At 55.0% G+C, this 13,261-nt stretch carries 13 protein-coding genes; 12 read left to right on the forward strand and 1 reads right to left on the reverse strand.

Translation table 11 applies throughout. From position 1 onward, the window contains the following. The first annotated feature begins 2 nt into the window (after window positions 1–2). From yceG to ptsG, 5 genes are all read left to right on the forward strand, one after another. Complete coding sequence (yceG, locus tag ACOT0L_RS07910) at window positions 3–1,025, forward strand: cell division protein YceG (RefSeq protein ID WP_126502923.1); 1,023 nt, start codon at window positions 3–5, stop codon at window positions 1,023–1,025. Continuing rightward, window positions 1,015–1,656 (forward strand): dTMP kinase, encoded by a 642-nt coding sequence (gene tmk, locus ACOT0L_RS07915; RefSeq protein ID WP_022647743.1) that lies wholly within the window; start codon window positions 1,015–1,017, stop codon window positions 1,654–1,656. The genes yceG and tmk overlap by 11 nt, the downstream gene beginning before the upstream one ends. After that, window positions 1,653–2,657 carry a DNA polymerase III subunit delta' gene (holB, locus tag ACOT0L_RS07920; protein WP_126502922.1) on the forward strand — a complete coding sequence of 335 codons (1,005 nt, stop codon included), beginning with the start codon at window positions 1,653–1,655 and terminating at the stop codon, window positions 2,655–2,657. The genes tmk and holB overlap by 4 nt, the downstream gene beginning before the upstream one ends. Before the next feature lie 10 nt (window positions 2,658–2,667). Further along, window positions 2,668–3,462 (forward strand): metal-dependent hydrolase, encoded by a 795-nt coding sequence (locus ACOT0L_RS07925; RefSeq protein ID WP_045622618.1) that lies wholly within the window; start codon window positions 2,668–2,670, stop codon window positions 3,460–3,462. A gap of 298 nt (window positions 3,463–3,760) precedes the next feature. Continuing rightward, on the forward strand, window positions 3,761–5,194 hold the full coding sequence (gene ptsG / locus ACOT0L_RS07930) for a PTS glucose transporter subunit IIBC (RefSeq protein WP_003857942.1): 1,434 nt from the start codon (window positions 3,761–3,763) through the stop codon (window positions 5,192–5,194). A gap of 138 nt (window positions 5,195–5,332) precedes the next feature. On the opposite strand, the gene fhuE is transcribed toward ptsG, so the two are convergent. Next, entirely contained in the window at window positions 5,333–7,522 is a 2,190-nt protein-coding gene (fhuE, locus tag ACOT0L_RS07935; protein WP_032622149.1) for a ferric-rhodotorulic acid/ferric-coprogen receptor FhuE, read from the reverse strand. Window positions 7,523–7,875: 353 nt separating this feature from the next. Between fhuE and hinT the strand changes: the two genes are divergently transcribed. The 7 genes from hinT (at window position 7,876) to ACOT0L_RS07970 (ending at window position 13,226) form a co-directional block, all read left to right on the forward strand. Next, on the forward strand, window positions 7,876–8,235 hold the full coding sequence (gene hinT / locus ACOT0L_RS07940) for a purine nucleoside phosphoramidase (protein WP_006809243.1): 360 nt from the start codon (window positions 7,876–7,878) through the stop codon (window positions 8,233–8,235). A 1-nt stretch (window position 8,236) separates the two neighbouring features. Beyond that, on the forward strand, window positions 8,237–8,611 hold the full coding sequence (locus tag ACOT0L_RS07945; RefSeq protein ID WP_022647747.1) for a YcfL family protein: 375 nt from the start codon (window positions 8,237–8,239) through the stop codon (window positions 8,609–8,611). Window positions 8,612–8,624: 13 nt separating this feature from the next. Further along, on the forward strand, window positions 8,625–9,269 hold the full coding sequence (gene lpoB / locus ACOT0L_RS07950; RefSeq protein WP_085929697.1) for a penicillin-binding protein activator LpoB: 645 nt from the start codon (window positions 8,625–8,627) through the stop codon (window positions 9,267–9,269). Further along, entirely contained in the window at window positions 9,250–10,074 is an 825-nt protein-coding gene (thiK, locus tag ACOT0L_RS07955) for a thiamine kinase (protein ID WP_126502921.1), read from the forward strand. The genes lpoB and thiK overlap by 20 nt, the downstream gene beginning before the upstream one ends. An 11-nt stretch (window positions 10,075–10,085) precedes the next feature. Further along, window positions 10,086–11,111, forward strand: a complete 1,026-nt coding sequence (nagZ, locus tag ACOT0L_RS07960; RefSeq protein WP_126290761.1) for a beta-N-acetylhexosaminidase — start codon at window positions 10,086–10,088, stop codon at window positions 11,109–11,111. 31 nt (window positions 11,112–11,142) lie between these two features. Then, complete coding sequence (gene ycfP / locus ACOT0L_RS07965; protein WP_058647118.1) at window positions 11,143–11,685, forward strand: alpha/beta hydrolase YcfP; 543 nt, start codon at window positions 11,143–11,145, stop codon at window positions 11,683–11,685. 236 nt (window positions 11,686–11,921) lie between these two features. Continuing rightward, window positions 11,922–13,226: an NAD(P)/FAD-dependent oxidoreductase gene (locus tag ACOT0L_RS07970; RefSeq protein ID WP_017693633.1), complete on the forward strand. Its 1,305-nt coding sequence runs from the start codon at window positions 11,922–11,924 to the stop codon at window positions 13,224–13,226. Window positions 13,227–13,261 lie beyond the last annotated feature (35 nt).

A 13,261-nucleotide genomic window follows, 5' to 3' on the forward strand; every position in this document is an offset into this window, starting at 1 on the left:
TCATGAAGAAAATGTTACGCTTTGTCCTCCTTCTTATCGTTGCGTTCGGAATCGCTGGCGGAGCGGGAGTGTGGAAAGTCCGTCAGCTGGCTGAAAGTCAGATCCTGATTAAAGACGAGACGATTTTTACCCTGAAAGCGGGGACCGGGCGGCAGGCGCTTGGTCAGCAGCTGTATGACGACAAAATTATCAATCGCCCACGCGTATTCCAGTGGCTGCTGCGTATTGAGCCGGACCTGTCCCACTTCAAGGCCGGTACCTATCGTTTCACCCCTGGCATTACCGTGCGCGAGATGCTGCAACTGCTGGAGAGTGGTAAAGAAGCCCAGTTTCCATTGCGTTTTGTAGAAGGTATGCGTCTGAGCGATTATCTCAGGCAACTGCGTGACGCGCCGTACATCAAGCATACGCTGAAAGATGACCGCTACCAGACCGTGGCAGACGCCTTAAAATTCGAACATCCCGAGTGGGTGGAAGGCTGGTTCTGGCCCGATACGTGGATGTATACGGCAGGCACGACGGATGTGGCAATTCTGAAGCGCGCGCACAATAAAATGGTCGCGGCGGTAGATGCTGCGTGGAAAGGGCGAGCAGAGGGGCTGCCTTATAAAGATCAAAACCAGTTCATGACGATGGCCTCGATCATCGAGAAAGAGACGGCCGTTGCTGCCGAACGTGACCAGGTTGCCTCGGTGTTTATTAACCGTCTGCGCATCGGCATGCGTTTGCAAACCGATCCTACCGTCATCTACGGGATGGGCGAAAACTACAACGGCAGGATTTCCAGAAAAGATCTGGAAACGCCAACGGCGTATAATACCTACGTGATTAGCGGCCTGCCGCCTGGACCGATTGCGACGCCGAGTGAAGCATCGTTGAAGGCCGCCGCGCACCCGGCCAAAACGCCGTATCTCTATTTTGTGGCTGACGGAAAAGGGGGGCATACGTTCAATACCAACCTGGCCAGTCACAATCGCTCCGTTCAGGACTATCTGAAGGCACTTAAGGAAAAAAATGCGCAGTAAATACATTGTCATTGAGGGACTCGAAGGGGCGGGCAAAACCACCGCCCGTAACGTGGTGGTGGATACGCTGAAATCGCTTGGCGTCGCCGACATGGTCTTCACCCGCGAGCCGGGCGGTACGCAGCTGGCGGAAAAACTGCGCAGCCTGGTTCTGGATATCAAATCCGTTGGCGATGAAGTTATTACCGACAAAGCGGAAGTGCTGATGTTCTATGCGGCGCGCGTTCAGCTGGTGGAGACGGTGATCAAACCCGCTCTGGCAGAAGGGAAATGGGTGATTGGCGATCGCCACGATCTCTCAACCCAGGCGTATCAGGGCGGTGGACGGGGTATCGATCAGGCCATGCTGGCTACGCTTCGCGACGCGGTTCTGGGCGATTTCCGTCCTGACCTGACGCTGTATCTGGACGTGACCCCTGAGGTGGGCCTGAAGCGCGCCCGTGCCCGCGGCGAACTGGACCGCATTGAACAGGAGTCTTTTGATTTCTTTAACCGCACCCGTGCGCGTTATCTGGAACTGGCCGGGCAGGACAAGACCATTCGTACCATCGATGCGACGCAATCCCTTGAAGACGTTACATGTGATATTCAGCAGACCGTTACGCAGTGGCTACAGGAGCAGCAGGCATGAAATGGTATCCATGGTTGCGCCCACACTTTGAACAGCTGATCGGCAGCTATCAGGTTGGTCGGGGGCATCATGCGTTACTGATCCAGGCGCTGCCGGGAATGGGTGATGATGCGTTGATTTATGCCATAACCCGCTTTCTGATGTGCCAACATCCGGAAGGACATAAAAGCTGTGGTAAGTGTCGGGGTTGCCAGCTCATGCAGGCGGGCACGCATCCTGACTATTACACCCTCGAACCTGAGAAGGGCAAAAATACGCTCGGTATCGACGCGGTGCGTGAGGTCAGTGAGAAACTGTACGAATATGCGCGTCTGGGGGGGGCGAAAGTGGTGTGGCTGAAAGATGCCGCGCTGCTCACGGAAGCCGCAGCCAACGCGCTGTTAAAAACCCTGGAAGAGCCGCCAGAAAACACCTGGTTTTTCCTCTCCTGCCGCGAGCCGGAACGCTTGCTGGCGACGCTGCGCAGTCGCTGCCGTCTTCACCACCTTGCTGTCCCTCAGGAATCCTGGGCACTCGCCTGGCTTGAGCGGGAAGTGACGGTGTCACAAGACGCGGCGCTCTCAGCGTTGCGCCTGTGCAGCGGTGCGCCTGCGGCTGCGCTGGCCTTATTACAGCCCGAGGTGTGGTCCCAGCGTGAAACGCTGTGTCGTGCGGTTGAATCAGCCCTCGACAGCCATGACTGGCTGAGCGTGCTGCCAGCGCTGAACAGCGATCAGGCTCCGGAACGGCTGCACTGGCTGGCCGCGCTGCTGCTGGATGCGCTCAAAATTCAGCAGGGGGCTACGCTTCTGACTAACCCTGACGTGTGGGCGCTGGTCACCACGCTGGCGAATCGCCTGTCAGGGCAGTCGCTGCACGCTATCCTTCATGATATCTGCCAGAGTCGTGAACAACTTTTGACGGTAACCGGTCTCAATCGCGAGCTTTTACTGACTGACCAGTTACTGCGTATCGAACACTACCTGCAACCGGGCGGCATACCGCCGGTTTCCCACCTCTGAGAGAGACATTATGTTTTTAGTCGACTCACACTGCCATCTCGATGGCCTGGATTATCAATCCCTGCATAAAAATGTGGACGACGTGCTGGCGAAAGCCGCCGCGCGCGATGTGAATTTTTGCCTGGCCGTGGCAACCACGTTGCCGGGTTACCGCTCCATGCGTGAACTGGTAGGCGAGCGCGATAATGTCGTCTTCTCCTGCGGCGTGCATCCGCTGAATCAGGATGAAGCGTACGACGTTGAGGATTTACGCCGTCTTGCCGCAGAAGAGGGCGTAGTGGCGATGGGCGAGACCGGCCTGGACTATTTCTACACTCCGGAAACGAAACCTCGCCAGCAGGAATCCTTCCGTAACCATATCCGCATTGGCCGGGAACTGAATAAGCCGGTTATCGTTCACACCCGAGATGCGCGCGCCGACACGCTGGGTATCCTGCGGGAAGAAAAGGTGACGGATTGCGGTGGCGTACTACACTGTTTCACAGAAGACAGAGAAACGGCGGGTAAGCTGCTTGATTTGGGCTTTTATATCTCGTTCTCGGGGATTGTCACGTTCCGTAATGCTGAGCAACTGCGTGATGCGGCGCGCTATGTTCCGCTGGATCGTATTCTGGTGGAAACCGATTCCCCGTACCTGGCGCCGGTGCCTCATCGTGGCAAAGAGAACCAGCCAGCGATGACCCGGGATGTTGCTGAGTATATGGCCGTTCTGAAAGGTGTCAGTATTGAAGAACTGGCTCGCGTGACAACGGAAAACTTCGCCAGCCTGTTCCATATTGACCCCGCCCGCCTGCAATCTGTCTGATACACCTGTTATTTTTAGGCTCGTAATTAATAAGTAAAGCGAGTAAAGTTCACCGCCTCATTCGGGGCGGTGATGGCGTTTTTAGACACATCCAGACATGCTTTATGTAAATATCTGCAAGTTTTTTGGCCGTCTTGAACTGAAACGTGATAGCCGTCAAACAAACTCAGAGGGAATTATTTTACTCTGTGTAATAAATAAAGGGCGCTTAGATGTCCTGTCCACGGCGCGGTACTCCCCCCGGGCCAATGCGTGAAAACGTAAAAAAAAGCACAAATACTCAGGAGCACTCTCAATTATGTTTAAGAATGCATTTGCTAACCTGCAAAAGGTCGGTAAATCGCTGATGCTGCCAGTATCCGTACTGCCTATCGCAGGTATCCTGCTGGGTGTCGGTTCTGCAAACTTCAGCTGGCTGCCAGCCGTAGTTTCCCATGTGATGGCCGAAGCAGGCGGTTCTGTTTTTGCTAACATGCCGCTGATCTTCGCTATCGGTGTTGCTCTGGGCTTCACCAATAACGACGGTGTTTCCGCTCTGGCGTCCGTTGTTGCTTACGGCATCATGGTGAAAACCATGGCTGTGGTTGCGCCGCTGGTACTGCATTTACCTGCTGAAGAGATTGCCGCTAAGCACCTGGCGGACACCGGTGTTCTCGGTGGTATCATCTCCGGTGCGATTGCAGCGTATATGTTTAACCGCTTCTATCGCATCAAGCTGCCTGAGTATCTGGGCTTCTTCGCGGGTAAACGTTTTGTGCCGATCATTTCTGGTCTGGCCGCGATTTTCACCGGTGTGGTCCTGTCCTTCATCTGGCCACCAATCGGTACGGCAATCCAGACCTTCTCTCAGTGGGCAGCTTACCAGAACCCGGTTGTGGCGTTCGGTATCTACGGCTTCATTGAGCGCTGCCTGGTACCATTTGGTCTGCACCACATCTGGAACGTTCCATTCCAGATGCAGATTGGTGAATACACCAACGCAGCAGGTCAGGTGTTCCACGGCGACATCCCACGCTACATGGCGGGCGACCCAACGGCAGGTAAACTGTCTGGTGGCTTCCTGTTCAAAATGTACGGTCTGCCGGCCGCTGCAATTGCTATCTGGCACTCTGCTAAACCAGAGAACCGTGCAAAAGTGGGCGGTATCATGATCTCCGCAGCGCTGACCTCGTTCCTGACCGGTATCACCGAGCCGATCGAGTTCTCCTTCATGTTCGTTGCGCCGATCCTGTACATCATCCACGCGGTACTGGCAGGTCTGGCATTCCCAATCTGTATCCTGCTGGGTATGCGTGACGGTACGTCCTTCTCTCACGGCCTGATCGACTTCATCGTTCTGTCCGGTAACAGCAGCAAGCTGTGGCTGTTCCCTATCGTGGGTGCGGGCTACGCAGTGGTGTACTACACCGTCTTCCGCGTGCTGATCAAAGCACTGGACCTGAAAACGCCGGGTCGTGAAGATGCAACGGAAGACAGCAAAGCCGGTGCGACCAGCGAAATGGCACCTGCTCTGGTTGCTGCTTTCGGCGGTAAAGAGAACATCACTAACCTGGACGCGTGTATCACTCGTCTGCGTGTGAGCGTTGCCGACGTTGCGAAAGTCGACCAGCCGGGTCTGAAAAAACTGGGCGCAGCAGGCGTCGTTGTTGCAGGTTCTGGTGTTCAGGCAATCTTCGGAACGAAATCCGATAACCTGAAAACCGAAATGGATGAGTACATCCGCAACAACTAAGCTGTGATCTGGGGAGACTAAGGCAGCCGAATGGCTGCCTTTTTTATTACTCGGTTTGGGGGGCCGGGTGGCGGCTGCGTCTTACCCGGCCTACGTGATGAGTAGGCCCGGTAAGCGCAGCGCCACCGGGCTTAATACTCAGAAATCGTAGCTCGCGCTCACCGAAACGTTCAGTGGCGCGCCATACACTACATACGATCCGACGTAGTCGTAATACTCTTTGTCGAACAGGTTGTTGACGTTAGCCTGAACAGCAAAGTCTTTGGTGACCTGATAGCGACTGAACAGGTTCACCAGCCCATAGCTGCCTTGCTCCGCGCGGGAACGTCCTGCCGGACCGCCTTCCACGTCCGTCCACACTTTGTTCTGCCAGTTTACGCCACCGCCCACGGTCAGTTCCGGCAGCATTGGCAGTTGATAACGAGTGAACAACTTCATGGTTGTGCGCGGCTGATCGGAGCTGACAGCGTTGCCATTCTTATCTTCTGCAATGTAACGCGTCGCGCCAAAGGTCAGCTGCCAGTTATCGGTCAGTGCACCGTTGAGCTCAAACTCGACCCCTTTGCTGACCACCCCGTCCAGCGATTCATAAATCGACTCACCGCTCGGCATGTAGGTATACGTGTTGCTGGCCACGTTATCCTGCTCAATGCGGAAAATCGCCAGCGAGGTGGTGAGGCGGGTATTAAACCAGTCTGCCTTCACCCCGGCTTCGTAGCTTTTACCCGTGGTAGGGTCGAGATAACGTCCACTGGCATTGCGCTTATCCTGCGGCTGGAAGATAGAGGTATAGCTGACGTAGGTCGACCAGTCCTCATTGATGTCATACACCAGGCCGGCATACGGCGTGACATCATCTTTGGTGCTTTCCAGACGTGTATTCGGCGAACCAGCGGGGTTATAGCGAATGTTGTATTGGGTGTAACGCGCCCCCAGGATCAGGTGCAACGGATCGGCGAGTGAGAAACGCGCAGAGGAATAGGCTGAAGACTGGCGAATATCATCCTTGCTGTAGAGTTTCCACGGCGTCCACTGCGGATCGGCAATATTCCCGTTCCAGTTCTTAAAGTTGCCGACATCAACCATGCCGTATACTGCATCCGGCATGGTGTTGTCGTAATGGTTACGCTGACGGCTAAAGCTGCCGCCGAACATCATCTCGTGCTGACGGCCAAAGAGATCGAAACCGCCGCGCAGGAAGGCATCGACCGCATCCTGTTTGCGTTCCCCGCGGTTCCAGCCGCCGTAACCCACCAGGCCAGCGCCGGTCTCTTTATCCGGATAACCGGACATATACATCAGCTTAGAGTCAAAGTTGGTTTCAGCATGCATGCCGTTGATGTGCGCTTCCCAGCCATTATCGAAACGCTGGGTCAGGTTAGCGAAGATGCGGGTGCTGTCTTTATCTGAATAGGCCCAGTCAGGCGCGACGGTCTGGCTGCGATTGTAGTTGGTCTTACTTCCGTCGCTGTACCAGGTCGGCAGCCCGCCCCAGGTTGGGTCGGCGGTATGGCTTTCCTGATACTCATACCCTACCGAGAGGGTCGTGCTGTCGGTAACATCTGCATCCATCACGCCGTAGAGGAATTTCTTCCGGTAGTGGTAGTTATCCACGAAGCTATCGTTGTCCTGATAACCCGTGATCAGACGACCCCGTACCTTACCTGATTCCACCAGCGGCGCCTGGAGATCCAGCACGTAACGCTGCTTGTCCCAGCTGCCGTAGCTGGCGGAGACGTTGCCTTTAAATTCCTGGCTGTCCGCATGCTTGCGCACCATATTAACGTACGCCGCCGGGTTGCCCGTCCCGGACATCAGGCCTGTGGCGCCGCGGACCACTTCAATGCGGTCATAAATTGCGGTATCGGCGGCGGTATCACCAAAGTTCCACACTTCACTGATGGACGTTGGAAGGTCGTCATAGGCGTAGTTGCTGACGAAAAATCCGCGTGAGTAAAATACGGTACGATCGCTGTCCTGCACCTGCGCCGTAATGCCCGTGGTGTTCGTCAGCACCTGGCCGATGGATTGCAGATTCTGGTCAGCCATACGTTGCTGGCTGATAACGCTGACGGACTGTGGGATGTCGCGGGGAACCAGCAACAGTTTGGTGCCGGTGGTAGTGGTTTTTACGCTGTAATCCTGATCCTGGCTGGCAGAAAGATCCTGTGTGTTATCAAAACCCCCATCAACGACGACGGTATCTTCGGCTGTTGAAGCAGCGAAAGCGGTGGTTGGCGTCAATGCCATAGCAATGCAGGCGGCCAGCAACGAAGGTGTTGCGGCAGGCTGACGTTGCCCATCCCTGGTGTGATTAATGAAAGACATCATCAAACCCTTAGTGAATGGTGAAGGTAGTGCGCGACAGTCCCGCTAGCACGGGCTGACGTCGTTTTCTATGTTAAAAATGCGCATGAAAATGCAAATGCGAAATATACGCATTGTGATTAACGCTGTAAACAGATGTTTCGGGATGAACTGAAATCAGGTTTCAGAAAAGAAATGTCCTAAAGCGATGCCTCTTCACCCAGATGGGCGATAATCAGGAAAGAAATAACGGGAGAAGGTTGAAAGGACAGGAGAAACTCGCTCATACTCTTGTGTTGTGTCACACAGTAAAACAGACAATGTGTGTTAACAACGGACGCACGACGCCAGATTAAACATAAAAGGAAAAGGTCATGGCTGAAGAAACGATTTTCAGTAAAATTATCCGCCGGGAAATTCCGTCGGATATTGTCTATCAGGATGAACTGGTCACGGCTTTCCGCGACATTTCTCCCCAGGCGCCGACGCACATCCTTATTATTCCCAATATTCTGATTCCGACCGTCAATGACGTTAAAACCGAGCATGAAGTTGCGCTGGGCCGTATGCTTACGGTGGCCGCGAAAATTGCTGAGCAGGAAGGGATTGCTGAAGATGGATACCGTTTGATCATGAACTGTAATCGCCATGGCGGCCAGGAAGTCTATCATATTCATATGCATCTTCTGGGTGGACGTCCACTGGGACCGATGCTGGCACATAAAGGTCTTTAATATGTTAACTGGGCGTATTGCAGCGCTGATCGTGACGCTGGTTATGGTTGGGTGCAGCGCGCGTCCCGCCATCCCGGTCAGTGAAGAACAGACGCTGGTGATGGAGTCCTCAGTGCTTGCTGCGGGCATCACGGCGGAAAATCCTTCGTTGACCATAAGCGAAATCCAGTCTTCTGCCTCCTCTACGCTCTATAACGAAAGGCAAGAGCCAGTGACGGTGCATTATCGCTTCTACTGGTATGACGTGAGAGGTCTTGAGATGCACCCGCTTGAGGCGCCGCGTAGCGTGACGGTCCCGGCAAGATCGTCGGTCACGCTCTACGGCAGCGCCAGCTATCTGGGTGCACATAAGGTGAGACTTTATCTTTATTTGTAAGGAGTGAACCTTGATTAAAACAATGAGCCGTTATGCGCTCCTGAGTGCGTTCGCACTCTTTCTGGCAGGCTGTGTGACGCGAACGGAAGAACCTGCACCGGTGGATCAGGCGAAGCCGGGAACGGAACAGCCAACAACACCGGCGCAACCTGTTCCAACCGTGCCGTCTGTACCGACTATTCCGGCGCAGCCTGGCCCGATCGAACATCCGGACGATACCGCGCAGCCTGCGCCGCGAGTGCGGCACTATGACTGGAACGGCGCGATGCAGCCGATGGTGGGCAAAATGTTGCAGGCACAGGGCGTTACGCCTGGCAGTGTGCTGCTGGTAGACAGCGTGAACAACCGTACAAACGGTTCCCTGAATGCGGGAGAAGCGACGGAAACCCTGCGCAACGCGCTGGCAAACAACGGTAAATTTACGCTGGTCTCAGCCCAGCAGCTCGCGGTCGCCAAGCAACAGCTTGGTCTGTCGCCTCAGGACAGCCTGGGTTCGCGCAGTAAAGCGATTGGTATCGCCCGCAACGTTGGTGCGCAGTATGTCCTTTATTCTAACGCGACAGGCAACGTGAACACGCCGTCGTTGCAGATGCAGTTAATGCTGGTTCAAACCGGCGAAATTATCTGGTCAGGTAAAGGTGCCGTTACGCAACAATAAGCGCACGCGTCATGATGTCCTGACGCGTTATTTCCCCCAGTACCGTGTTATCGCGCCGCAAGCCCCCGTCGGGCTTGGCGGCGCGAGTTGCATTATTGAGCGTGGCGACCATCGGCTGGTTTTACGTCAGCATCACGATGCCGCCGCGCCTGCCGCCCATTTTCGTCGCCAGTTCCGCGCCCTGAAGCGCCTTCCCGCCGACCTTGCCCCGAAACCTCATCTCTTTATCAGGGACTGGATGGCGGTGGCGTTTATTGCGGGTGAGATCAAAAGCGAGCTTCCCGATACGCCCACGCTGGCAGCCATGCTGTATCATCTGCATCGACAGCCGCGTCTGGGCTGGCGGGTGACGTTACTTCCATTACTGGATAGCTATTGGCAGCAGGCTGCGCCTGGACGACGCACGCCCTTCTGGCTGGCGCAGCTTAAGCGGCTGCGTAAAGCGGGAGAGCCGAAGGCGTTACGTCTGGCGCCGCTGCATATGGATGTCCATGCGGGGAATATCGTTCATACCACGGCGGGCGAGAAACTTATCGACTGGGAATATGCCGGGGACGGTGACGTGGCGCTTGAACTCGCTGCGGTCTGGATGCCTGATGAGGCTTCGCGCGTGCAGCTGATAACCGCCTATGCCCGAAATGCCAACATAAATGTACTCACCCTTGCGCGGCAGGTCGCGCGCTGGCGTCCGTGGGTGCTGATGCTGATGGCGGGATGGTTTGAAATGCGCATTCAGCAGACAGATGACGAACAATTTATTGCGCTGGCAAATGATGCCTGGCGTCAGTTACAAACGAAAGGATAAGAGAGGTTGGTGTGGGTCCAGTAATGTTGGATGTTGAAGGGTTTGAGCTGGATGCGGAAGAGCGCGAAATTCTGGCGCACCCGCAGGTAGGGGGGCTGATTCTTTTCACCCGCAATTATCACGATCCGGCGCAGTTGCGCGAGCTGGTTCGCCAGATCCGCGCGGCGTCACGCAATCGCCTGGTGGTGGCCGTCGACCAGGAAGGTGGACGCGTGCAGCGTTTCCGCGAAGGGTTTACGCGTTTACCCGCCGCACAATCTTTTGCTGCGCTGCTGGGTACTGAAGAGGGCGGTCAACTGGCGCAGGACGCAGGCTGGCTGATGGCCAGCGAGATGATCGCCATGGATATCGATATCAGCTTCGCCCCGGTGCTGGACGTAGGACACATTAGTGCGGCAATAGGTGAGCGTTCGTATCATGACGATCCACGTATCGCGCTGGCAATGGCGACGCGCTTCATTGACGGTATGCACGATGCGGGCATGAAAACCACCGGCAAGCATTTCCCGGGCCACGGGGCGGTGACGGCGGATTCCCATAAAGAAACCCCGCGCGATCCGCGCCCGGAAGCAGACATTCGCGCTAAAGATATGTCTGTTTTCCGCTCGCTGATTACCGATAACAAGCTGGACGCTATTATGCCTGCGCACGTCATCTACAGTGACGTTGATCCGCGTCCGGCCAGCGGCTCTCCGCACTGGCTTAAAACCGTGCTGCGTCAGGAGTTGGGCTTCAATGGCGTTATTTTCTCTGACGATTTATCCATGGAAGGGGCGGCGATCATGGGAAGCTATGCCGAACGTGGGCAGGCTTCGCTGGATGCAGGTTGCGATATGATCCTCGTCTGCAATAATCGTAAAGGGGCGGTGAGCGTGCTGGATAACCTGTCGCCGATCAATGCTGAACGTGTTACACAATTGTATCATAAAGGTTCATTTAGTCGTCAGGAGCTGATGGACTCGGCGCGCTGGAAATCGGTAAACGCCCGGCTTGAAGCCCTGAACGAGCGCTGGCAGGCACATAAAGCAGCCCTTTAATTCATCCCGGAAGGCGTAGCGTGGTGAGACGATGATCATTTATTTACACGGTTTTGACTCAAACAGTCCTGGTAATCATGAGAAAGTGCTGCAATTGCAGTTTATCGATCCGGATGTCCGGCTGATCAGCTACAGCACGCGTCATCCGAAGCATGACATGCAGCATCTGCTTAAAGAAGTGGACAAAATGTTGCAGCTCAATATCGACGATCGCCCGCTGATTTGCGGCGTGGGGTTGGGGGGATACTGGGCAGAGCGCATCGGTTTTTTGTGCGATATCCGTCAGGTCATTTTGAATCCTAACCTGTTTCCAAACGAAAACATGGAAGGCAAGATTGACCGTCCGGAAGAGTACGCCGATATCGCAACAAAATGCGTGAGCAATTTCCGCGAAAAGAACCGCGACCGGTGTCTGGCGATCCTCTCCCGCAACGATGAAGCGCTGGACAGCTCCCGCGCTGCCGAACTTCTGCATCATTACTACGAAATTGTCTGGGACGAAGAGCAGACCCACAAGTTTAAAAATATTTCCCCGCACTTGCAGCGTATTAAGGCCTTTAAAACGCTGGGCTGAACTCCCTGAACCTGACAAAGGCCCGGTACGTGAAAGCGTGCCGGGCCTCTTTTTTGTCAGAGTTGTCTACTTTTAAACCATCAAAACTTGATACATATCAATTTTGGTATGACCAATGCGCCTGACGTGCTATTCTCAATGAATCTGAATGGTTTCAGCGCAGTAACCTGTTGTTAATTAAGGGTTATTTATATAACTTTTAATTAACAATTGGTTAATAATTTGAGGGGGTCACGTTGACTACACCATTGAAAAAGATAGTGATTGTCGGCGGTGGTGCTGGCGGACTGGAGCTGGCGACGCAGCTGGGTAAGAAACTGGGTCGCGGTAAGAAAGCCAAAATCACGCTGGTGGATCGTAACCACAGCCATCTGTGGAAGCCGTTACTGCACGAAGTGGCGACCGGGTCGCTGGATGAGGGCGTGGATGCGCTCAGCTATCTGGCACATGCGCGTAACCACCACTTCCAGTTCCAGCTGGGTTCGGTGGTGGACATCAACCGTGAAAATAAAACCATCACGCTGGCTGAGCTGCGTGATGATAAAGGCGAGCTGCTGGTTCCTGAGCGCAAGCTGGCCTATGACACGCTGGTGATGGCCCTGGGCAGTACGTCCAATGATTTCAACACCCCAGGCGTAAAAGAGCACTGTATCTTCCTGGATAACCCGCATCAGGCGCGTCGTTTCCATCAGGAGATGCTTAACCTGTTCCTGAAGTACACCAACAACATGGGTGCTAACGGCAAGGTTAACATTGCTATCGTGGGCGGTGGCGCAACGGGCGTTGAATTATCGGCGGAGTTGCACAATGCGGTCAAACAGCTGCACAGCTATGGCTACAAAGGGCTGACTAATGAAGCGCTGAATGTGACGCTGGTGGAAGCAGGTGAACGTATTCTGCCTGCGCTGCCGCCGCGTATTTCCGGCGCGGCGCACAACGAGCTGACCAAACTGGGCGTGCGCGTGCTGACCCAGACCATGGTGACCAGCGCGGATGAGGGCGGACTGCATACCAAAGACGGCGAATACATCCAGGCCGACCTGATGGTCTGGGCTGCGGGGATCAAAGCGCCTGATTTCATGAAAGATATCGGTGGGCTGGAGACAAACCGCATTAACCAGCTGGTGACAGAGCCGACGCTGCAAACCACGCGCGATCCGGACATCTTCGCTATCGGCGACTGTGCCTCCTGCGCGCGTCCGGAAGGCGGATTTGTACCGCCTCGCGCCCAGGCCGCGCACCAGATGGCAAGCCTCGTGCTGCATAACATCCTGGCGCAGATGAAAGGCAAACCGATGAAAGCCTATGTCTACAAAGACCACGGCTCTCTGGTGTCGCTCTCAAACTTTTCAACCGTGGGCAGCCTGATGGGCAACCTGATGCGCGGCTCCATGATGGTGGAAGGGCGCATCGCCCGCTTCGTGTACATTTCTCTGTACCGTATGCACCAGATTGCGCTGCACGGCTACTTCAAAACCGGCCTGATGATGCTGGTCGGCCGCATCAACCGCGTTATCCGCCCACGCCTGAAGCTGCACTAATTTCTCCCTCCCTCCGGGCTCTCCGGAGGGAATTC

Origin of the sequence: Enterobacter cloacae complex sp. XAL002, from assembly GCF_049236805.1 — a bacterium.
GTDB lineage: Bacteria > Pseudomonadota > Gammaproteobacteria > Enterobacterales > Enterobacteriaceae > Enterobacter > Enterobacter intestinihominis.